The sequence below is a fragment of the Terrimonas sp. genome (assembly GCF_003075435.1).
Lineage (GTDB): Bacteria > Bacteroidota > Bacteroidia > Chitinophagales > Chitinophagaceae > Agriterribacter.
Map to the genome: position 1 here is coordinate 15589 of NZ_QCZJ01000034.1, position 21522 is coordinate 37110.

18 protein-coding genes are annotated in these 21522 nt (G+C 40.7%); 7 read left to right on the forward strand and 11 right to left on the reverse strand.

All coding sequences use genetic code 11. The features are described 5' to 3' along the window. Positions 1–119 precede the first annotated feature (119 nt). Positions 120–986: an OmpA family protein gene (locus DC498_RS23020; RefSeq protein ID WP_116876510.1), complete on the forward strand. Its 867-nt coding sequence runs from the start codon at positions 120–122 to the stop codon at positions 984–986. Positions 987–1083: 97 nt separating this feature from the next. On the opposite strand, the gene DC498_RS23025 is transcribed toward DC498_RS23020, so the two are convergent. Both DC498_RS23025 and tsaE read right to left on the reverse strand, forming a co-directional pair. Continuing rightward, on the reverse strand, positions 1084–2298 hold the full coding sequence (locus DC498_RS23025) for an alanine dehydrogenase (RefSeq protein ID WP_116876541.1): 1215 nt from the start codon (positions 2296–2298) through the stop codon (positions 1084–1086). A gap of 37 nt (positions 2299–2335) precedes the next feature. Next, entirely contained in the window at positions 2336–2860 is a 525-nt protein-coding gene (gene tsaE / locus DC498_RS23030; RefSeq protein WP_240628082.1) for a tRNA (adenosine(37)-N6)-threonylcarbamoyltransferase complex ATPase subunit type 1 TsaE, read from the reverse strand. A gap of 24 nt (positions 2861–2884) precedes the next feature. Between tsaE and DC498_RS23035 the strand changes: the two genes are divergently transcribed. Continuing rightward, positions 2885–5011, forward strand: coding sequence for a heavy metal translocating P-type ATPase (locus DC498_RS23035; RefSeq protein ID WP_116876511.1), 2127 nt, complete (start codon positions 2885–2887; stop codon positions 5009–5011). 173 nt (positions 5012–5184) lie between these two features. Here the strand turns inward: DC498_RS23035 and DC498_RS23040 are convergent, their stop codons facing one another. Both DC498_RS23040 and DC498_RS23045 read right to left on the reverse strand, forming a co-directional pair. Further along, on the reverse strand, positions 5185–6105 hold the full coding sequence (locus tag DC498_RS23040) for a sugar phosphate isomerase/epimerase family protein (RefSeq protein WP_116876512.1): 921 nt from the start codon (positions 6103–6105) through the stop codon (positions 5185–5187). Between the two features lie 57 nt (positions 6106–6162). Next, positions 6163–7194, reverse strand: coding sequence for a glycoside hydrolase family 43 protein (locus DC498_RS23045; protein ID WP_116876513.1), 1032 nt, complete (start codon positions 7192–7194; stop codon positions 6163–6165). 43 nt (positions 7195–7237) lie between these two features. Between DC498_RS23045 and DC498_RS23050 the strand changes: the two genes are divergently transcribed. Then, positions 7238–9166, forward strand: coding sequence for a RecQ family ATP-dependent DNA helicase (locus DC498_RS23050; RefSeq protein ID WP_255415865.1), 1929 nt, complete (start codon positions 7238–7240; stop codon positions 9164–9166). 164 nt (positions 9167–9330) lie between these two features. Here DC498_RS23050 and DC498_RS23055 read toward each other — a convergent pair whose 3' ends face one another. Both DC498_RS23055 and DC498_RS23060 read right to left on the reverse strand, forming a co-directional pair. After that, a complete protein-coding gene (locus DC498_RS23055) occupies positions 9331–10878 on the reverse strand; it encodes a helicase HerA-like domain-containing protein (protein WP_116876515.1) in 1548 nt (515 codons plus the stop codon). Between the two features lie 35 nt (positions 10879–10913). Then, positions 10914–11285, reverse strand: coding sequence for a co-chaperone GroES (locus tag DC498_RS23060; protein ID WP_116876516.1), 372 nt, complete (start codon positions 11283–11285; stop codon positions 10914–10916). Between the two features lie 143 nt (positions 11286–11428). Here DC498_RS23060 and DC498_RS23065 point away from each other — a divergent pair, with 143 nt between their 5' ends. After that, positions 11429–12127 (forward strand): response regulator transcription factor, encoded by a 699-nt coding sequence (locus tag DC498_RS23065; protein WP_116876543.1) that lies wholly within the window; start codon positions 11429–11431, stop codon positions 12125–12127. Between the two features lie 305 nt (positions 12128–12432). Here the strand turns inward: DC498_RS23065 and lysS are convergent, their stop codons facing one another. After that, the gene (gene lysS / locus DC498_RS23070; protein WP_116876517.1) at positions 12433–13980 is read right to left on the reverse strand and encodes a lysine--tRNA ligase; all 1548 of its coding nucleotides are present in this window, start codon (positions 13978–13980) and stop codon (positions 12433–12435) included. Positions 13981–14127: 147 nt separating this feature from the next. Next, positions 14128–16833, reverse strand: a complete 2706-nt coding sequence (locus DC498_RS23075) for an MGH1-like glycoside hydrolase domain-containing protein (RefSeq protein WP_116876518.1) — start codon at positions 16831–16833, stop codon at positions 14128–14130. 543 nt (positions 16834–17376) lie between these two features. On the opposite strand from DC498_RS23075, the gene DC498_RS23080 reads away from it, so the two are divergent. From DC498_RS23080 to lptC, 3 genes are read left to right on the forward strand one after another with little or no spacing between them, the layout of a single operon-like run. After that, a complete protein-coding gene (locus DC498_RS23080) occupies positions 17377–18099 on the forward strand; it encodes a type III pantothenate kinase (RefSeq protein WP_116876519.1) in 723 nt (240 codons plus the stop codon). A 55-nt stretch (positions 18100–18154) separates the two neighbouring features. Beyond that, a complete protein-coding gene (locus DC498_RS23085) occupies positions 18155–19387 on the forward strand; it encodes a hypothetical protein (RefSeq protein ID WP_133176958.1) in 1233 nt (410 codons plus the stop codon). Further along, complete coding sequence (gene lptC, locus DC498_RS23090) at positions 19387–20040, forward strand: LPS export ABC transporter periplasmic protein LptC (RefSeq protein WP_116876521.1); 654 nt, start codon at positions 19387–19389, stop codon at positions 20038–20040. The genes DC498_RS23085 and lptC overlap by 1 nt, the downstream gene beginning before the upstream one ends. A 2-nt stretch (positions 20041–20042) precedes the next feature. Here lptC and DC498_RS23095 read toward each other — a convergent pair whose 3' ends face one another. The 3 genes from DC498_RS23095 to gldC are packed head-to-tail and all read right to left on the reverse strand — an operon-like array spanning position 20043 to position 21469. Further along, positions 20043–20585, reverse strand: a complete 543-nt coding sequence (locus DC498_RS23095; protein ID WP_116876522.1) for a CvpA family protein — start codon at positions 20583–20585, stop codon at positions 20043–20045. Between the two features lie 49 nt (positions 20586–20634). After that, a complete protein-coding gene (locus DC498_RS23100; protein WP_116876523.1) occupies positions 20635–21087 on the reverse strand; it encodes a GatB/YqeY domain-containing protein in 453 nt (150 codons plus the stop codon). A gap of 46 nt (positions 21088–21133) precedes the next feature. Further along, positions 21134–21469 carry a gliding motility protein GldC gene (gene gldC / locus DC498_RS23105; protein WP_116876524.1) on the reverse strand — a complete coding sequence of 112 codons (336 nt, stop codon included), beginning with the start codon at positions 21467–21469 and terminating at the stop codon, positions 21134–21136. Positions 21470–21522 lie beyond the last annotated feature (53 nt).

Sequence of the window (21522 nt, forward strand, 5' to 3'; positions counted from 1 at the left end):
ATTATTTCTCCCTTTTTTATTAAATCAATAGCTTTGCGCGATAAATTTTAAGTATCAGCCCTGTAATTCAGCCTGATATCATATCTTTACCAATACCTAACATCTCAAAAAACAACGAAATGAAATTGAAGTATTTTTTTCTTTTGGCTGTTGCTCCTGCCTTCCTGTTTTCTTGCGTGAGCAGCAAAAAATTTAAAGCTGCACAGGCGCAGTTAGACTCCCTAAACCAGGCACATTCAAAATTGCAGGGTGATTTTAAGCTTTGTGAAGATACCAAAGCAGAAGCTGAACGTCAGAAGACGGCCTATGAAGCACAGATTGCTGATTTGAACAAACAACTTGCTTTCCTCAAAGAAAACAATACAACTGCTTTAAAACAGTTGGAAGATCTCTCAGTTATTTCTACTGCACAGGCTGAAAGCATCAAAAAATCTCTTGAGAATATAGGTGCTAAAGATGCGTATATCCAGGATCTGCAGGCTGCTATGGCGCGTAAAGATTCTTTAAATATGGCGCTTGTAATGAACCTTAAAGGAGCTATTGGTAATCTTGATGACCAGGATATTAATGTAAAAGTTGATAAAGGTGTAGTGTTTATCGACATTTCTGACAAACTTCTTTTCAAAAGTGGCAGCTACGATATTACCGATAAAGCAAAAGAAGTATTAGGAAAGGTTGCACAGGTATTGAAAGCTCAACCAAATATTGAATTTATGGTTGAAGGACACACAGATAATCTTAGCTACAGTAAAGGTGTTTTACTTGACAACTGGGATCTGAGTGTTAAAAGAGCTACATCTGTTGTAAGAGTTCTGCAAAAACAATATGGCATAGAACCAGCTAAAATGGTAGCTGCAGGACGTAGTGAGTACATTCCTGTTTCTGACAACAATACTGCTACCGGAAGAGCTGCAAACCGCAGAACAAGGATAGCTATCCTGCCTCAGCTTGATCAGTTCTTTAAGCTGCTTGAGCCTAAGCAATAAATTGATTTATTGAAATATTATAAAGAAGAAAGCCATCCGATAAGGATGGCTTTTCTTATAGAATAAATAAGATGTATGGTTTTATCCTGGAGATGGTTTATCTCCTGCTTGCGATCAGTAAATTCAAATCAGTATATTTTAAATTAAACCGCTGGCTGAGATACACATTGGTAAGTGCCCCCTTAAACAGATAAATACCGCTGCGGATATTAAACTTATGCCATACCAGCTTTTCAAGGCCGCCTTCATCGCCAATTTCCAGCAATAAGGGCATCAGCACATTGCTGATAGCCTGGGAGGCAGTGCGTGCAAAACCTGAGGGTATATTGGGTACGCAGTAATGAATTACGCCGTGTTTAAGAAAAACAGGGTTTTCATGTGAGGTGATTTCAGAAGTTTCAAAACAGCCGCCACGGTCAATACAAACATCCAGTATCACACTTCCGGGCCGCATAATAGAAACCATTTCTTCTGTAGCAACAATCGGCGTTCTTCCTCCCGAAGAGGACAAAGCACCTACTGCCACATCGCAGGTTTTTAGCTGTTTCGCTAATATTTTAGGTTCGATAACAGAGGTCCACATGCGAACCCCTATATTGCCCTGCATGCGCTTGAGCTTGTAAATATTATTGTCAAACACTTTCACGCTGCTGCCCATTGCAAGTGCAGTACGTGCTGCATATTCGCCTACTATACCTGCGCCAATAATCACTACTTTGGTTGGCGGGATTCCTGAAATACCTCCCAGCAACATTCCTTTTCCGTTATTGGCATTACTTAAATAATTACCGGCAAGCAGCATAACCGCGCTGCCCGCAATTTCACTCATGCTTCTTACAATAGGGTTATGCCCTGAGTCGTCTTTAAAGTTTTCGAAAGAAAGTGCTGTAATGCGCTTTTCCATCATGCTTTGCAGGATGGATGTTTTCATTACAGGTAAATGAATAGGGGAGATGATCGTTTGATCCGGCTTCAAAAGCTCCAGTTCGCATTCGTTTACCGGTGCGGACTTCATAATAAGATCGCACTGAAAAACTTCTTTCTTATCATAGGCAATTTTAGCGCCGGCATCGCTGTAATCTTTTTCAGAAAAATGAGCACCCTCGCCGGCCCTGTGCTCCACCACTACCCTGTGACCATTGCTCACCAATACATTTATAGCATCAGGCGTAAGCGCTATACGGTTTTCATTAAAAGTATTTTCCCTCGGAAGTCCAATCAATAACTGGGCTTCGCGGGGTTTAATATCCAGGGTCTCTTCTAATGTTTCATAGCTGAAGGAAGCTCCCACAAATGGCTTTTCTGCCGGCATAATCGCGATAGATTTGAGCGGACAATTTACAAAAAAATCACCTGTGAAAATCAATTTTCAAAAGCCGCGTATTTTCACTTAATACTTCAATGTAAATATGCACGGTATTTTCCGGTAAAATATTAAGCGCTTTTTGCGGCCATTCCACAAAACATATATTGCCGGAGTACAGGCAATCCTCAATGCCTGCATTTATGGCTTCCTGCTCGTTTTTTATCCGGTAGAAGTCTATATGATAAATAGGACGCGTAACCCCGTTCTCGGTATAGCTATATTCATTGATCAGTGAAAAAGTAGGGCTGCTTACCGGGTTTTTAACCCCTTTGGCGTGACAGAGCGCTGTGATAAAAGTAGTTTTGCCGGCGCCCATTTCTCCTTCAAAAGCAAAAACTTTACCATCAACGTTTTGCCAAAAAGTATTGGCGGCTTCTCCAATTTTTTCAAGCGCTGTTATAATCTCCATACATATATTGAATGCTACAAGGTTGCAAAGATAATTGGCTTTTTCAGCCTTTACTGCTACTATGTTGCAAAGATATTCCTGCTGCAATTCGTTCACCATATAGCTTCAAATTAATTTTGCGGCATGGAAAATATACATTGGAAAGTAGAAGGAATGGATTGCACCAATTGTGCATTAACCGTAAGGCGCTATCTGGAGAAAGAAGGCGCTACTGCTATTAAAGTAAATTTTGTAGATGGCGATGTAGCTTTTCAGATAAATGGCAAAAGCACGCCTGCACAAATACAAAAGGGTGTGGAAGGTTTAGGATATAAGGTGGCAGGCAATATTACAGATAACGGATCGGTGCCTGCAAAGCCTGCTATCAATATACATTTAAGATATACCCTAATGTGCCTGCCTTTTACTATTGTATTGTTGCTGCACATGTTTCATGGCGTACTGGGCTGGCATTGGCTGATGAACCCCTGGGTACAATTGGCTTTGTGTGCACCCGTATATATTATTGGTATGGGTTATTTTGGCAAAAGCGCTATCAAGAGCTTGCGGAATGGTATGCCTAATATGAATGTATTGATAGCGGTTGGTGCAACAGCGGCTTTTGCATATAGCCTGATCGGCACTTTACAAAACCTCGGGGAGGATTACCTTTTTTATGAAACCGCGGCTACCATAATCACGCTGGTTTTCTTTGGTAATTACCTTGAAAGCGCTTCTATACAATCAACCCAGAAAGCATTGAACAAACTGGCCAAATCGCAGAAGGTTGTTGCCAATATGATAGCCTTTGACGAGAATCACCAGGAAGTAATTATGCCGGTTGACAATGCTGACCTGCGTTCAGGAGATCTTATATTGATCAAAAGTGGTGAACAGGTGCCTGCGGATTGTAAAATTTTATGGGGTGATGCGAGTATAAATGAAGCTATTATTACAGGGGAAAGCCTGCCTGTTGATAAACACGCTAAAGATTTATTGATAGGCGGAAGCCTTGTAGTGAATGGTACAGTAAAAGCCCAGGTAACAGCGGCTGCTTCTGATTCAGCATTGGCAAATATTGTAAACCTGGTAAAGCAGGCGCAGGGAGAAAAACCACCAGTGCAGCAAATGGCAGATAAAGTGAGTGCCATTTTTGTGCCGGCAGTAATAGCAATTGCGGTGCTCACGTTTATTATTAACTATTGGGTATTGCATGATTTTACAGCATCATTAATGCGGAGCATTGCGGTGCTGGTTATTGCCTGTCCGTGTGCGTTAGGACTGGCAACACCGGCCGCTGTAGCGGTAGGCTTAGGACGTGCAGCCCGCAGTGGCGTATTATTCCGCAATGCTACAAGCCTTGAATTATTTAAAGATATCAGCCAGGTGGTATTTGATAAAACAGGCACGCTGACCACCGGGGCATTAACAGTAGCTGCATTTAAAATAGCAGATAGTAATTTAACCGAGGAGGAATTTAAACGGATTGTTTTTTCTCTCGAAAAATATTCCAATCACCCCATTGCAAAAAGCATAACGGCCGCCTGGAAAATGAAAGGAGATATACGCTGGGATAAGATTGAAGAAGTAAAAGGGCTGGGCATGAAAGCTACCAGTAAAGAAGGAGATGAATATATAGCCGGCTCATTTAAAGTGACTGAAGGCATCAGCGATGATAAATCGCATAATGTATATGTACTGAAAAACAAAAGCCTTGTTGGCTGGGTTGATGTAAAAGATGATATACGCCCGGAAGCAAAAACCGTAGTACAGTATCTAAAGGCAAAAGGGATAAAAACATATTTGCTAAGCGGCGACAGCGAGGCTAAATCAAAAGCTATAGCCGGTGAAGTGGGTATTGATGAAGTGATAGCTGAACAAACACCTGAACAAAAGCTTGCTCATATAGAAAGGCTGACAAAACAGGCGCCAACTGCCATGATAGGTGATGGTATAAATGATGCGCCGGCTTTGGCAAAAGCCACTATTGGTATTTCATTGAGCGATGCCTCACATATAGCCGTGCAAACCGCTGATGTGGTACTTATGAATCATGGATTGAAAAATCTACCGCTGTCATTAGGCCTGGGTAAGCATACTTTTCTTACCATCAAACAAAACCTTTTCTGGGCATTTTGCTATAATATAGTAGCTATCCCGCTGGCGGCTTTTGGGTTTCTCAGCCCGATGTTTGGCGCATTGGTGATGGGGCTGAGTGATGTGGTGCTGGCGATTAATTCAGGAAGATTGTTTGTGAAGAAAGTGGTGTAGGAATGGCAATCAGCTTTCGGCAATCAGCGGTGGGCTGCTGCGCTAGCCAAAGACAGTTAGCACAGCGATTCAGTTGTATGTCTGCTGTGCGTGGCATCCCCGACTGCCATGCCTGCGGCAGGTAAGCCGTAAGGCATTTTCGCCACGCACAGGTATCTTGTCGCCTGGCGACTTTACTTCCCATCAATAATATCCCTGCAATACTGCATGCATTTACCTAACTCTGTTTTGGTATCAGCGCCGCCATATTCATATTCAATATTTGCGGGAATCGGCCAGCCATTATCTCTTACCAGCTCCAGCACCTGTTTTATAGGAGTATCACCTTCACCAAAAGGAACATTTTCACCCTGGTTCTTTTTGCGGTCTTTTACATGCAGGCAAACTATTCTATCATGGTTGTTTTTGATAAAATCAACAGGGTCTAAATTAGCAGCAACAAAATGCCCGATATCAAGGTTGATGCGTGTAAAAGATGAACAACCTTCCATTGCTTTTTGTAAACTTTCCGGTGTTGAAAAATCATTCGGTCTGTCAACATTGGAATGGTTATGCATACCTACTTTTATCTTATACTTCTGGGCATACGCATCAATTCTTTTCATTGAAGTGATGGTGGCTGATGTAGTAAGCGTATCCGTTCCCAGCGCTTTGGCTATTTTAAAATTCAGTTCCACATCATGGTCGGAAGTACTATCATTCATATTGGCGCTGTATGCCTGTATTTTTATACCGGCATTTTTGAATTGCTTATACATCGTGGCTATTTCTTTCATGTCAAGCTGCTGTTTCCATTTAACCAGCGAGTCCTGGCGCTCTTTTAATTGTTCCGCGGTAATATTTCTTGCCCATTGAAATTCCCGCGGCTCAATATGTCCCTGCCATACTTCACAGCTTTTAATGCCCAGTTCTTTCATGATCTGTATTGTCTCTTCTCTTGACTTATCGCGCAGGCTATAGCTTTGAACGCCTAAAATAAAAGATGCTTTGAATGATAAATTATTTGCAGAAAGCGCGGAAGGAAGTACAGATCCGGCAAAACCTGTTAACATTAATTTACTCCATGCCCTGCGGCTGAATTTGTGTTGTTGCATATAGCAAAAGATATAGTGTTAAAGGGTTAAGATAGGATTTTTATTGGTTATTGCACTTTATTTAACCTCCGGAACAAAATGCAGCTTGCCTTTTTTGTCAATTTTTATTAATCCTATATTGGCATTTCTTCTCTGGTTTTCCGGTTGTTTGGGGTCTTCATGCGTATGGTATATGATGAGCTTTTTGTTTTCATGCTTTGTGGGCAGCAGCGAATTGTGTCCTATACCAGAAATATGCTGTATGGTATCTTTTGTGGCAATAGGATTTTCATCAGCTTTAGTCCATGGACCAAGCGGGGAAGATGCCGTAGCATAACCGATTCCATAATTTCGCTCAAACGTATGATTGCCTGAATAGGTCATGTAATAGGTATCATTATATTTAAAAACAAAAGGGCCTTCATTACAGCGGTTATGCTCCCAGTTAACCTGCTCCCAGGGTTGGGAAGCTTCCAGCAGTTTAACCGTGTCGCCAACAGGGGCAGACAAATCCTTTGCTAATTTTACCCCATATATAATTCCGAAACTATACCCGTCTTTAAAGCCATTCATACTAAAGTATAAATAGGGTTGATCGCGATCTACAAATATATCGCCGTCAATAGCGCCAAAGCCAAAATCAAACCAGGGAGCATGCAAATCTTTAAAAGGTCCTTCGGGGTTATCGCTAACGGCCAGGGCTATACGCAGCTCCTTCTTTTCTTTACTTAATCCACTGTACGTAAGATAGAATTTATTGTTGTAAAATTTTACCTCAGGTGCCCAGAACGCTTCCGATGCCCAACTGTTTTCATTCTTTTGCCACAGCATGCCATTGAATTTCCAGTGTATCATATCATCAGAGATATAACACGGGAACCCTTCGTTGGCAGAACCATAAGTGCCGGTAAGATAATAACGGTTATTATACTTATACATAAAAGGGTCGCCCATAATAATAGGATTGCCATCACTTAAAAGAGGATTTTTGACAATGTTTTTCCGGGAACAGCAGGAAATCAATGTTATTAAAAATAATCCTGCGATCCATATATTTTTCCGATAACCCATCTGCAAATAAAACGCATTTCGTTCACTTCTTACTTTCACTGATATTTGCTGTTAAACTTTTCTACTGGCAGATATTCATTCCATATTACAAACCAACTGGGGGTATAACACATTCCGCCCATTGCAGGAAGATATCATTACATCAGTATTAGATGGCAATGATACCTTAGCTATTATGCCTACGGGTGGAGGTAAGTCTATCAGCTTCCAGGTGCCGGCATTGGCGAAAAAAGGAATATGCCTGGTGGTAACGCCGCTTATCGCGCTGATGAAGGATCAGGTCGCTAAGCTGAAAGAAAAAGGCATACTGGCACTGGCAATTCATTCCGGCATGCCGTTCCCTGAAGTAAAGAAAACACTGGATAATGCATTATACGGCAATTATAAATTCCTGTATGTTTCTCCTGAAAGATTACAAACGAGTTTCTTTAAAGAATATTTGCCTGCGTTGTTGCTTAACCTTATTGCTGTTGATGAAGCGCACTGTATTTCGCAATGGGGTTATGATTTTCGACCTGCCTATCTGGCTATTGCAGATATACGAAAAGAAAAACCAGGTGTGCCGGTGCTGGCGTTAACCGCTTCGGCCACAGAGTCCGTACAAAAAGATATTTGTGAGAAACTTGAATTTACACATCAGCAGGTTTTTAAATTATCGTATGAGCGTTCTAATCTTTCATACAGTGTATTGAATGTGGAAGTAAAAATCAATAAGCTGCTGGATATTGTAAACAAAGTACAGGGTTGCGGTATTGTATATTGCAGGAACAGGAAGAGAACAAAAGAGATTGCCGAATTATTGCAGCTGCATAATATAAAAGCAGATTACTATCACGCGGGGCTTACGCACGAACAAAGAAACGAAAAACAGGATAAGTGGCTGAACAATACCACAAGAATAATGGTATGCACCAATGCCTTTGGCATGGGCATAGACAAGCCTGATGTACGATTGGTTGTTCATGTGGATATACCCGAATGTTTAGAGAGTTATTACCAGGAAGCCGGTCGTGCAGGACGTGATGGAAAAAAATCCTACGCTGTTTTATTATATCATGATAATGATATCAGGGAGTTGGAAAAGCTCCCCGGAATAAAATTTCCATCTCTCACAGAAATAAAGAAAATATACCAGGCGCTGGTAAATTATTTGCAGGTGCCTGCCGGTGCGGGTGAAGACGTATATTTCGATTTTAATATACAGGAATTTGTTAAGGCATTTAAACTTGCACCGCTTACTACCATCTACGCAATAAAAGCGTTGGAGCAGGATGGGCTGCTCACCTATAATGAGCAGGTGTTTTTATCTTCAACTGTTACATTTACCTGCAGCAAAAATACGCTTGAAGATTTTGAAAAGGATTATCCTGCAGCGGAGCCGTACATAAAAGTGCTGCTTCGCTCTTATGGCGGCATATTTGATGCACCGGTACCTGTAAATGAAAAAGAACTCGCAGGTATTTTGAAGGTTGATACAAACAAGTTTATAAAGGCTTTGATAAAGCTGGCACAGAAAAATATTATTAGTTATCAACCGCAAAAAGATCAACCGCAGATACAGTTTTTATATAAAAGACCAGCAGCAGAAAATTTAGCCATCAATCTGCAGCATTATAATGAAAGGAAAGGTGCGTTGGTGTCGCAAATTGCCTCTATCACAAATTATGTGAAAGACGCAACGACGTGCCGTGCAAAAATCATCGCAAATTATTTTGGAGATACGACTGCTAAAGATTGTGGCGTGTGTGATAATTGTCTTTCAAAAAAGAGAAAATACAGTATATCAAGAAAGGAATTTTCACAACTTGAACTACAGGTAATTACGTTGCTTCAAAAAACTCCGGCAACAGTTAAAGAACTGGTACAACAGTTAGGCATAACCGAAGAACAAAAACTCTGGAATATTATTGATCATCTTATTGGAGAAAATATACTCAGTATGACGGAAGATAATTCAGGGAAACTCTGTATAAAAAAAAAGGGCCAGGATAAAAATCCAGCCCGTTTTTAAAATCCAATATCCTATGAAAAACCGAGTCAAAGATATACAGGATATATATTCCTGCAATACCCTTTTCGTGGTATCTATTTAATTTTTTGTGTTGTATAAAATGCGATCTTTTTAGAAAAAAATTAAATGTTTATTGTAAAAATGTACAACCTGACAATTTGATCCTAAAACCAACTGCTTTTCTTTTTAGAGCTTCGCCCGCCCAAACCTAAAGCGCCTAACAAACTGCGGGTAATGATAGATGCGGCAGTTCTTCCCACCTGCCGGGTTACAGAGTTATCTAATACTTTTTCAATAACAGAGGGCGGTTCTTTCTCCTTCCTGGAAGTTGTTTTTTCTTCCTGCGACTTCTTCCCGGCTTCTGCTAATTTGTCATTAATTATCTCGTAAGCACTTTCGTTATCAATAGTTTCTTCATATTTCTTTACAAGCTTTGATTGTTTTATGAACCCATCAATTTCTCCATCTGTCAGTATATCCATTCTTGAACGAGGAGAAGCAAGCATAGTATGCACTAAAGGAGTTGGAATACCTTTTTCATTTAATAATGTAACAAAGGCTTCTCCTATACCCATTTGAGTGATAAGGTCTTCAACCTTATAATAAGTTGTTTCCGGATAATTATCTGCGGCCTGTTTTATGGTTTTACGGTCAGCAGCGGTAAAAGCACGCAGCGCATGCTGCACTTTTAACCCTAACTGGCTGAGCACAGAAGCCGGTACATCCTGCGGGTTTTGCGTGCAAAAGAAAATGCCAACACCTTTTGAGCGTATGAGTTTAATAACCGTTTCTATTTGCTGCATCAAAGCCTGGGTTGCTTCCTGGAATACGAGATGAGCTTCATCAATAAATAAAACCAGTTTAGGCTTATCAAGGTCTCCTGCTTCGGGCAATACGGCATATAGCTCTGCAAGCAGTTGCAGCATAAAAGTTGAAAACAGCTTTGGGCGGTTTTGCATATCCGTTACCCTCAGTATATTTATTATGCCGCCGCCATCATTACTTATCCGCATCAAATCATCTACCTCAAAAGATGGTTCGCCAAAAAAAACATCAGCGCCCTGTTGCTGCAGTTCTATCACTTTGCGTAAAATAGTGCCGGTGCTTGTGGTTGCTATTTTGCCATAGGTTTTTTCAAGCTCCGCTTTGCCCTCATTGCTTACATACTGTAATATTTTGGTAAAGTCTTTAAGATCCAGCAATGGTATCTTATTATCATCGCAATACTTAAATATCATTGCTACCAGCCCCTGCTGGGTATCGTTTAATCCAAGAATTTTTGAAATCAGTATTGGACCAAACTCAGTAACGGTAGCCCTTAAACGAACGCCTTTTTCATTACTAAGCGTCATCAGTTCTACCGGGTATGCTCTTGCAGACCAGGTAAGCCCTATCCTGCTATAACGTTCCTTTATCTTATCATTTTCTGTGCCTGCTTCCGCTATGCCACTCAAATCACCTTTGATATCCATCATCAAAACCGGAACACTGGCATCGCTTAGTCCTTCGGCAATCACCTGCAGGGTTTTTGTTTTTCCGGTGCCTGTTGCGCCGGCAATCAGCCCGTGGCGGTTCATTGTTTTTAATGGCAGCTGAACGAAGGTCCCCTCCAGAACTTCGCCATCAAGCATGGCGCCCCCAAGCGGAAAACTTTCTCCTTTAAAACTATATCCTGCTTTAATGGAATCAATAAAGCCGTTTTTATCAGGCATAATGGAAATTTTTAGGGAAAGATAGTTGAAATGTTTTAAAGTTCTTCTTCGCGTTCCAGCATGAGGATGGCGCTCTGAGGCACAATAAAATATTTGTCGTTCTCATACATTACTTCAGTGGCACCGCTTAAAAGAAATATAGCCAGGTCCCCTTCCCTGGCTTGTAAGGGAATATATTTTACCTGCTCTTCTTCCGCCTTCCAGGTTTCTGTTTCAACAGGCATCGGGATAGCATAACCCGGACCATGTTTTATTACATATCCCTGTTGCACTTTTTCCTTTTCCTGCACACCGGGGGGAAGATATAAACCGCTGGCAGTGCGCTCATTACCATGCACAGGTTTAATAAGCACCCTATCACCAATAACTACTAACTTTTTGAATTTATTTTCAGGTGTAAGTCTCATATTTTTTGCAACAAAAATAAAGATTCATGTTTTTAAAAATGCTGCTTCATTGATATCTCAAAAAAAGGGTTTAACAAAACTTTATTGATGGTAATACGTAAGCAGGAAATGATTATATTTATTTTGAATTAAATATTTTGATTATGGAAGCGCAAAAGCACAAAATTTTATTATGCGAGGATGATCCGAATCTTGGATTGGTTTTGAAAAACTATCTTGAATTGAATGATTATGATGTAACGCTTGAAAGAGATGGGCGGCTTGGCTTAGCGGCGTTTCAACGCGAAAAGTTTGAACTCTGCCTTTTGGATGTGATGATGCCTAATATGGATGGCTTTAAATTAGCCGAAGAAATAAGAGACATCAATCCTGATATTCCATTATTTTTCCTTTCTGCAAAAACAATGAAGGAAGATATTATACAGGGATATAAACTTGGCGCGGATGATTATATTACCAAGCCTTTTGACAGCGAAGTTTTATTGCTGAAAATAAAAGCCATCCTGAAACGCAATGAGGATTTGAGCAAGGATACAGCGAATGTTGAGTTTGATTTAGGCAAATATCATTTCAATCCGAAACTCAGAGAGCTGAGTGTAGAAGGCAAAACGCAAACCCTTTCACCTAAAGAGAATGAATTGCTCCGTATGCTGGCAGAGTATAAGAATGATTTATTGCCGCGTGAAATAGCGTTGAAAAGAATATGGGGTAGTGATACTTATTTTAATGGAAGGAGCATGGATGTGTATATCGCAAAGCTGAGAAAGTATTTAAAAGAAGACGATAATATCGAGATCGTGAATATTCATGGCAATGGTTTCCGCCTTGTGGTGAATGGATAAAATTGTTTTTTATGAAGAGGGCCTGCAGCATTTTGCTGCAGTTTTTTTTATTGGGATATGTGCAAATCCCTGGGGTTAACCTTTTCTTTTAGATTAAGAAAATGTTTGCTTTGTGATTTGTGCAATACTGGTGCAGATGCAGAAAAGATAAAATATTTCAGGGAACAGCTTGTGAGATATTTCTATAGCATATGCAATATCAATAGATTCTATGATCAACACACTATAAGCATCTGTTGTTACCAGCACGCTATATGCCCGAAAAGCAGGACAAAAGAGATAAGTATCATTGGAAATAATCCTGCTTAGCTTTCCTGTATTGCCTGTGCTTCTCCTTCTCTTTTTTCCGGCCGCATTTGCGGGAAAAATAAAACATCCTGTATGGAAGCCTGGTTGGTAAGCAGCATACACAACCTGTCTATACCAATGCCAATACCCGCAGTAGGCGGCATGCCATATTCAAGAGCCCGCAAAAAATCGTGATCAATAAACATTGCTTCATCATCGCCGCGCTCCATCAGCTTTAATTGTTCTTCAAAACGCTCACGCTGATCTATCGGATCATTAAGTTCTGAATACGCGTTGGCGATTTCTTTTCCGTTGATCATTAATTCAAATCGCTCAACCAGCCCGGCTTTTTCACGATGCTTTTTAGTAAGCGGGCTCATTTCAACAGGATAGTCTGTAATGAAAGTTGGTTGTATATAGTGATGTTCACATTTTTCCCCAAATATGGAATCAATCAGTTTGCCCTTGCCCATATTAGGTTTGTTTTCTACATGCAGTTGTTTGCATACTGCTCTTAGTTCATCTTCATTCATAGCGCTCACATCAATGCCCGTATGTTCTTTAATAGCATCATGTATAGATACACGTTTGAATGGTGTTTTAAAGCTGATGGTTTTATCGCCCACCTGTACATCGGTAGTATTATGCATAGCAACAGCCGCTTTTTCCAAAAGCGCTTCTGTTGTATTCATCATCCAGAAATAATCTTTATATGCTACATAAAATTCAAGAATGGTAAATTCAGGATTATGGGTACGGTCCATGCCTTCGTTCCTGAAATTGCGGCTGAATTCATATACCCAGTCAAAGCCGCCAACGATCAGTCTTTTTAAATACAGTTCATTGGCGATGCGCAGGTATAAAGGAATATCCAGCGCATTATGATGCGTGATGAAGGGCCGGGCAGCAGCTCCTCCGGGAATGCTTTGCAAAACCGGTGTATCAACCTCTAATGCCCCGTGATTGTTAAGATACTCACGGATAGTGTTGATCATTACCGTACGTTTTATAAAAGTATCCTTAACCTGGGGATTGATGATAAGATCAACATAGCGTTGGCGGTATTTAAATTCGGGATCGGTAACCGCGTCAAAGCTTTGACCATCGGCTTCCTTAACAACCGGCAATGGCTTAAGCGACTTTGATAGAACTGTAAAGCTGCTTACATGTATGGATATTTCTCCTGTTTTGGTAATAAATCCATACCCCTTCACGCCAATAATATCTCCTATATCAAGCAATTTTTTCCAAACAGTATTGTATAATGTTTTGTCTTCACCCGGGCATATATCATCCCGTTTTACATAAATCTGAATACGACCGGTATTATCCTGTAACACCGCGAAAGAGGCTTTGCCCATATCACGTATGCTCATTATTCTGCCGGCAAAACTTATATCTGCAAACTGGTCCTTGGTTTCTTCAGAAAAATTATTTCTGATCTGTGCGGCGGTGTGCGTTACCGGGAAAGCTTCAGGCGGATAGGGATTAATGCCCAGCTTTTCCAGTTCAATTCTTTTCTCTCTTCTTATGATTTCCTGCTCAGATAAATGTTGTGTGCTCATTGCTTACTTTTTAAAAAAGTGGAGCAAAGGTACTGGTTACAAACAAGCCTGCAAAGCCTGGGTTGATGAATGTGTTACCTCGTAAAGGTATTGTAGTGTTCTATAGAAATCTCTATTTTGCTTTAGCGAAAGCTTACTTCCTGCTGCTTATTCTATTTCATCTGCTTGCTCCACAGTTTTCCTCAGTTTGGCCAATCTTTCTGCGGCTACAGCTTCGGAGGCAAGATCTGTTTTAGCGGTGCTGTGATGCAGTTCGTTTATAAGTTCTGCCACAAGGGCCGTCCAGCCGGTTTGGTGGCAGGCACCTAATCCTTTACCTGAGTCACCGTGAAAATATTCATAGAATAATACAAGCGATTCATTGCCGGGATTTTTATAAAACCAGTTGTATTCACCATAAAGTTTTCGTTCGCCTTTATCATTCTTCTTAAATAAACTTATCACGCGCCTCGTAAGTTCATCAGCCACTTCACCTAATGTTAACTGTACACCTGAGCCTGTAGGATATTCAACAGTAAGATTTTCCCCGTAAAAAGTTCCGTATTTCCTGATTGACTGAATAACGAGATAATTCATCGGCATCCATACCGGCCCGCGCCAGTTGGAGTTTCCTCCATAAAAATCTGAGGTTGAATCGCCGGGGTCGTACTGGGCATTATAGGACGTGCCGTTGATGGTTACGGAATAAGGATTATTCTTATGGTACTTTGAGAGCGCCCTTATACCACCTTCAGATAAAAACTCACTTTCGTTCAGCAAACGTGTTAGCAAAAACACCAGTCTTTCTTTTGGCAGGAGAGACAGCAGTACAACCTCTCCATCATTACGATCTTCATTAGGCCAAAATAAGTTATTGCGTTTGCGGTAGTTTTCAAACCATGTCATCCGCTTTTTAAAATCGTCTAATTTATCCAGTGATTTTTTCTGAATATTAGATACTGCGAATAATGTGGTTAACCCAACAATAGACTGAATGCGCAATTGCAATGGTTGGGAGCCGGCAATGGAAAGGGTATCATAAAAAAACTTGTCGTCTTCATTCCATAAACCATGTTCGTTTAGTGCTTCAGCGATCAATACAAACTGCTCAAAAAACTTGGTAGCGGTATCTTCAAAAGCTTTATCATGAATGGCTATTTCCAAAGCCATATCCATCATATTCAGCGCATACATAGCCATCCAGCTTGTGCCGTCGGCCTGTTCAAGATGCATATTACTGCCGAGAGGAGAGCTGCGGTTAAATACGCCGATATTATCCAGTCCCAGGAACCCTCCTTCAAACAAATTGTTGCCTTTTACGTCTTTCCTGTTCATCCACCACGTAAAATTGATCAGCAGTTTCTGAAAAACTTTTTTCAAAAACAATATATCTCCTTTGCCTTCTTTCTTCTTCTCAATATAGTATACCTGCAAAGCCGCCCATCCTTGTACCGGGGGATTTACATCACTGAAATTCCATTCGTATGCAGGCAACTGGCCATCGGGTTTCATATACCATTCCCTCATGATCAGGAGTAGCTGGTGTTTAGCAAAACAAGGATCGGCTACCGCCATTGCTATACAGTGAAATGCCAGGTCCCATGCCGCATACCAGGGGTATTCCCATTTATCAGGCATGGCTATAACGTCCTGGTTCTTCAGGTGTTTCCAGTCGTTGTTGCGCCCATGCTTCCTGGTGTCACTAACCGGTGTTATACCATCGCCGGTAGTGAGCCATCGTTCTACATCATAATGATAATATTGTTTACTCCATAATAATCCTGCTAATGCCTGGCGCTGTATGGTTGCCATATCAGCATCCATACCGGCAGGTAAAATAGCGGCATAAAAATCATTTGCCTCCTCTTTGCGGGTGGTAAATATTTTTTCAAAGCCAACAGCAAAAGGGTTTTCAATAAGTTTATTGCTGAGCCTGCAGTAAATAGTTTTAGTAGCTCCGGCAGGAATATTCAATTTGTAAACAGGAGAGCATTTTGTGCCTGATTTTTTATCGCGTAATGCCTGTAGGTTTTTCCCTTCAATAACCGCGTCATGAAAAGCATCTTTTACAAAAGGCGTTTCATTAGGCTTGCCGGTAATTTTTTCCATATTGGTTTCATTCTCTGTAAAAAAGCAATCATCCGGCTTTTGAAAATACAGGTAATAGGTTCCCAGGCGATGGTGGTTTGCTTTTACCGCAGTTTTGCTGAGGTAGCTGATACCAGGCTTTTTATCTGAACCAACATAACTCCAACGGTTATAAAACCATAGGGTAGGCAATACCGTTATAGGTGCAGCTTTGGGTCCGCGGTTGGTTACGTCAATTTTAATTACGATATCCTGCGGACTTTGTTTGGCATAAGTGGTCAGTACGTCGAAGTACTCATTTTTGTCGAATACACCGGTATCCAATATTTCGTATTCAGGCTCCGTCCGCGACCTGGAACGGTTTTCCTGCACCAGTTTATCATAAGGGAATGCCTGTTGCGGGTATTTATACAGGTATTCCATATAGTAATGTGTGGGAATATTATCAAGCTGGTAATAAAGCTCCTTTACATCTTCACCATGATTGCCTTCACTGTTACCCAATCCAAATAATCTTTCCTTTAGTATTTTATCCTTTCCATTCCATAATGCAATGGCAAAGCACAGGTTTCCAAAAAAGTCACAAATACCTGCCAATCCGTCCTCACCCCATTTATATGTTCTGCTGTGCGAGTCTTTAAAAGGAAAATAATTCCAGGCATCACCATTGCTGCTGTAATCCTCCCTTACTGTTCCCCACTGTCTTTCGCTTAAATATGGTCCCCATTGCTCCAGTGGTATTTTTCTTGATGCGTTTACGGAAAGTCGTTGATGTTCTGCTGTCATAGTTTTGATAAGATGCATTTAACCTAAGTTTTTGTATAGCCATGCTTTGTGTAAAATGCAGCTACAGTTTTTAAAAGGTTTCCTGGCAAACAGTCTGTGGAAGAAAATCGAATTAAGAAAAAGATATTACAAAATTAATGTTTATTAAATAAATGGATTATTTATCTGACTTTTGACAGGGATTTCGCTTTTAAGTTGTATCGTTATACACTTTGCATTAGTGCTGGTGGTGAAATGCAAACGGCGCCTGTCATTTCGGTCCCGCCTGTACGTTGAAATTAATTAAAGTGTCTTGCGGCGGGAGAGAAACCTGCCTGCCGGCAGGCAGGTCCGTTGGGCAGTAGAGCAAATGTTGAGCATTAGTACGGTCCCGGCAGATTTACCTTCGGTGAGAAAAGCTCTCCCGCGCGTAAAAGCGATTACAGTATAGTCTTCGTACTGCTCGCTCGAAATGACGATGCCTGCAAACGGTTTCTTTTAAAAGCGAAATCCCTGTGATTTTTGATCTCTTTATGCATTTTTTATAAACCCAAACTGCTCAAAATGATAACCGTTTGTTTTGATTTTGGAAACACACGTCTTAAATACGCAGTATTCAATGATAGGTCGTTGCAATATGAAAAAGTTTTACCCGACGCAGAGCCTTCTACCATAGCCAACCTGATGAAAGAAACATCGCCTGCCAAAACCATTCTTTCTTCTGTAATAGAGCATACCAAAGAGGTTGAAACCATCTTAGCCAATTATTCAAAGTTTCATTTGCTTTCTAATACCACTACTTTGCCGTTTACAGCTCCTGTTACAAAACCTGAAACGATTGGTGCGGACAGGTTAGCGCTTTGTGCTGCGGCAGTGGAGTTTTTTCCGGGCAGGCATAATCTTGTAATTGGTTTGGGAACATGTATTACTTATAATTTTATAGATAAATACAGGCAGTTTTTAGGCGGCGGCATATCTCCTGGCATGGAAATGAGGTTGAAATCATTAAGAGATTATACTGCTAAATTGCCGCTGGTAAAGGCAGACTGGAATTTTCCATTGGTTGGTTATGATACCAGAACCAATATAACCAGTGGTGTGATATTAGGAATGGCAAAAGAAATTGATGGTATAATTGACGCATACTCAGAACGATATAGCAACTTTAACGTGCTTTTAACCGGGGGCGATTCACCCTATTTTGCTCAACTGATGAAAAATAAGATATTTGCAGACCCTCAATTAATCTATAAAGGCTTGTATGCAATCAGTGAGTATAATAACTAACTGCAGAAGATTGGTTTTTTTCAGTTTGGTTCTATCAGCAGTAAACAATAATGTTTTGGCACAGGAAAACTCGCCATATTCCCGGTATGGACTTGGAGATATTCTTCCGGGGCAAAATATCGTTAACCGCGCAATGGGCGGTATATCAGCAACTTATTACGACCCTGTCACAGTAAATTTTACAAATCCCGCGTCTTATGCACGTTTAAAATATACCACGTTTGATGTCGGTTTGGATTATACCGGCAGAACACTCCGGGCTGTTGATCCTGTTCGTACGCTTAGGTCGGGCTATATTATTCCTTCTTATATACAGGTTGGATTTCCCCTGGCAAAAAAAAGAAACTGGGGAATGAATATAGGCATCCGTCCCGTGACACGCATCAGTTACCAGCTTCAGCAAAATGAACGTTTGCCTGGTATAGACAGTGTGCAAACAAATTATACCGGCGATGGTGGTCTTTATCAAACGTATGTAGGTACCGGTTTTGGCAGCAAGCATTTTACAGCTGGTTTTAATTTTGGATATGCGTTCGGCAGTAAAAATTATGTAACACAGCGTTCGCTGGTTAATGATACAGTGTTTTACGAGAGAGGAAAATGGGCCGATAGTACGCATTTTGGTGGCGTATTCCTGCATGGCGGTGTTCAGTACTCTACCCATATAAGTAAAAGCGTATTATTAAAGCTTGGCGCATTTGCACAGTTGAAAAGTAATCTGAATGCCACACGAGATATCAGGCGTGAAACATATGTAGTGAATTCCACTTATGGGGAAATCATGAAAGACAGTGTTTATTACTCTACTGATGATAAGGGTAAAATTATAATGCCTGCTTCTTATGGCGCTGCTATTTCAATAGAGAAAGAGCTGGCATGGTCTGTTAGCGCCGAATATAATATTGCCCAGTGGGCAGATTACAGGTATTATGATACCAAAGACGATGTTAAGAATACCTGGGTATTCCGCCTGGGTACAAACTTCATCCCTAACTATAAAAGCAACAGCTATTGGGGACAGGTTCAGTACCGCGCCGGTTTTTATGTAGGACCGGATTATGTAACGGTTAACAAAAACCTGCCTACTTATGCCGTAACGTTCGGAGCATCCTTTCCTGTGCGTAAATATGGATATAGCCTTTATACCGGACAATATACCAGCATAAATACCGCATTTGAAATCGGCGCCCGTGGCAATAAAAGCAATTCGCTCCGGGAAAGCTTTTACCGCATTGCTGTCGGGCTTTCTTTAAGTGATATCTGGTTTATAAAACGCACTTATCAATAATGTCTGACCGAAACAACTATATTTCTTTTCTTCCCCTTTTTATTTGTGTGTGCTGCATGTTTTTAGCAGCCTGCGAAAACGATGAAAATGTTTTGCGTGAGCGTGCAAAAAGAAAAATGGGTGTTGATGAAGCAAAAAAAGTTGAGTTGCTATACAGCCAGGCTGGAAAAGTGCGTTCCAAGCTTACCGCACCAGTAATGAACCGCTACCAGGATACATTACCGAGAGTTGAGTTTCCTAATTCGCTTCATATAGATTTTTTTGATTCGACCATGCAGGTGGAGAGCATTGTAGATGCTAAGTATGGGAGATATATTGAAGGACAGAACAAAGCTTACCTGCGTGATAGTGTGGTTGCTATTCAGTTAACAAAACAGGACACAGTAAGGTGTGAGGAGCTTTGGTGGGATCAAAATAAACAGGTGTTTTATACTGATAAGCCGGCTAAGATCACAAAAAAAGACGGCACTATTATACCTGCAACAAAGGGACTTAAGGCTTCTCAGGATTTTAAGAAAATAGAGCTTTTTCAAACTATTGACGGAAGACTTATTGTTTCAGACTCCGAGTTTTCGGGCGTTCCTGCTTCGCAGGACAGCAGTGGTGATAACAAGGCTGATTCTATAAAAATTGAAAAGAAACCGGAGCAATAAAATCAGATCAGGCTTCTTTTCTTACCTGCATTTTCAAAATACTTTTCCAACTCGTGAAATGAATTTTTAATAAAAGGCATAATCGTGCCTATGGCTTCTATAACAGATGGCCCCAGCCCGCTGAGCATACCGTATACCCTGCTGGATGAAGCGGTAGCCTCACTTATCAAATGCATTTTCTCTGCAAAAAAAAGTATAATACTAAAAGCCAGCGTATACATGGCCGCATAAAGTAATGCACCCCCCAGCTTATTTACCCATCCTAATAATGAAATGGTGAATATTTTTTCTACTGCCTTACCTGCCAGTTGCACAAGTAAAACGGCTATTACAAATACGATAATAAAAGATAGTAAAGGCAACCATTTGCTATTTATTGCTGTGTGGTCCTGCAGGTAGGCGGCAAGTGATGCAGATAGTTTTAAGGCTGCTGCAAGACCGATAAACCAACCTATAAAGGAGAAAATCGCCATTATGATGCCACGGCTGATTCCTTTTATTACAGCGGCAATTAAGATTATTATAAAAACTATATCAAGCCACATATGGTATTAATACAAGTTTCAGGTTGAAGGTGAAATGACAGAAACGCCATTAGTTTGACAGCAGTATTTTGACCATTGCGCTGATAGCCTTACCATCTGCCTGCCCCGATAATTGTTTGGTTGCAGCCCCCATAACCTTACCCATATCTGCAGGTGAAGAAGCTCCGGTTTCCGCGATTATTTTCTTCAATACCTCTTTCAACTCATCTTCACCAAGCTGTTTGGGTAAAAATGCTTCAATTACTTCAATCTCTTCCTGCTCTTTTTGTGCAAGCTCAGGCCTGTTTTGCTGTTGATATATTTCAAGAGAATCCTTTCTTTGCTTTACCAGTTTCTGAAGCAATTTTATTTCATCTGCTTCTGAAATCTTACCACCTGCACCTTCAGCGGTTTTAGCAATTATAATTGCTGCCTTAATAGCTCTTAATCCGCGAAGCCCCTTTTCATCTTTAGCCAGCATGGCAGTTTTCAATTTATCATTTATAGTTTGTTCCAGTGACATACGGTAGAAATTTAGAATGATAGTTTATAAATAAAGCTACGGCTTATTATTTCTCCAGCAATTTTCTTGACCTGGCATAAAAGTCTGCTGCGAATTTTTTTAGATCATCAACCAGCTCTTTCTGATGAGTGGCCCTGTTATATGTGTCAGCCATCGTCATAAAGGTTTGATAGAAGAAATCGCCCATTTCATCCATCATCATCTCTTTTGTCCACAAATCAATACGCAATGCAGATTTTTCTTTGCCATCCCAAAAAGCCAGCATCATTGCTTTGGCAGCCTGGGCATCTTCCGCGCTGCTTGAAGAAGCATTCCAAAGTATTTGCTGCGGAATTTTATCATGATCTAATTTTACATCAATAGTAATTCTTGATTGTTCCATTGTATTTATAAATAAGCTGCAAATGTAAGGAGGGATTTCTTTCCTTAAGAATC

What these genes read in the sequence shown, in the direction of transcription:
- lysS (WP_116876517.1), bottom strand. Translation starts at nt 13,980, where the DNA reads ATGAGCACACAACATTTATCTGAGCAGGAAATCATAAGAAGAGAGAAA.
- DC498_RS23055 (WP_116876515.1), bottom strand. Translation starts at nt 10,878, where the DNA reads ATGCCTGATAAAAACGGCTTTATTGATTCCATTAAAGCAGGATATAGT.
- DC498_RS23100 (WP_116876523.1), bottom strand. Translation starts at nt 21,087, where the DNA reads ATGTCACTGGAACAAACTATAAATGATAAATTGAAAACTGCCATGCTG.
- gldC (WP_116876524.1), bottom strand. Translation starts at nt 21,469, where the DNA reads ATGGAACAATCAAGAATTACTATTGATGTAAAATTAGATCATGATAAA.
- DC498_RS23040 (WP_116876512.1), bottom strand. Translation starts at nt 6,105, where the DNA reads ATGCAACAACACAAATTCAGCCGCAGGGCATGGAGTAAATTAATGTTA.
- DC498_RS23035 (WP_116876511.1), top strand. Translation starts at nt 2,885, where the DNA reads ATGGAAAATATACATTGGAAAGTAGAAGGAATGGATTGCACCAATTGT.
- DC498_RS23080 (WP_116876519.1), top strand. Translation starts at nt 17,377, where the DNA reads ATGATAACCGTTTGTTTTGATTTTGGAAACACACGTCTTAAATACGCA.
- DC498_RS23060 (WP_116876516.1), bottom strand. Translation starts at nt 11,285, where the DNA reads ATGAGACTTACACCTGAAAATAAATTCAAAAAGTTAGTAGTTATTGGT.
- DC498_RS23020 (WP_116876510.1), top strand. Translation starts at nt 120, where the DNA reads ATGAAATTGAAGTATTTTTTTCTTTTGGCTGTTGCTCCTGCCTTCCTG.
- lptC (WP_116876521.1), top strand. Translation starts at nt 19,387, where the DNA reads ATGTCTGACCGAAACAACTATATTTCTTTTCTTCCCCTTTTTATTTGT.
- tsaE (WP_240628082.1), bottom strand. Translation starts at nt 2,860, where the DNA reads ATGGTGAACGAATTGCAGCAGGAATATCTTTGCAACATAGTAGCAGTA.
- DC498_RS23095 (WP_116876522.1), bottom strand. Translation starts at nt 20,585, where the DNA reads ATGTGGCTTGATATAGTTTTTATAATAATCTTAATTGCCGCTGTAATA.
- DC498_RS23065 (WP_116876543.1), top strand. Translation starts at nt 11,429, where the DNA reads ATGGAAGCGCAAAAGCACAAAATTTTATTATGCGAGGATGATCCGAAT.
- DC498_RS23075 (WP_116876518.1), bottom strand. Translation starts at nt 16,833, where the DNA reads ATGACAGCAGAACATCAACGACTTTCCGTAAACGCATCAAGAAAAATA.
- DC498_RS23025 (WP_116876541.1), bottom strand. Translation starts at nt 2,298, where the DNA reads ATGCCGGCAGAAAAGCCATTTGTGGGAGCTTCCTTCAGCTATGAAACA.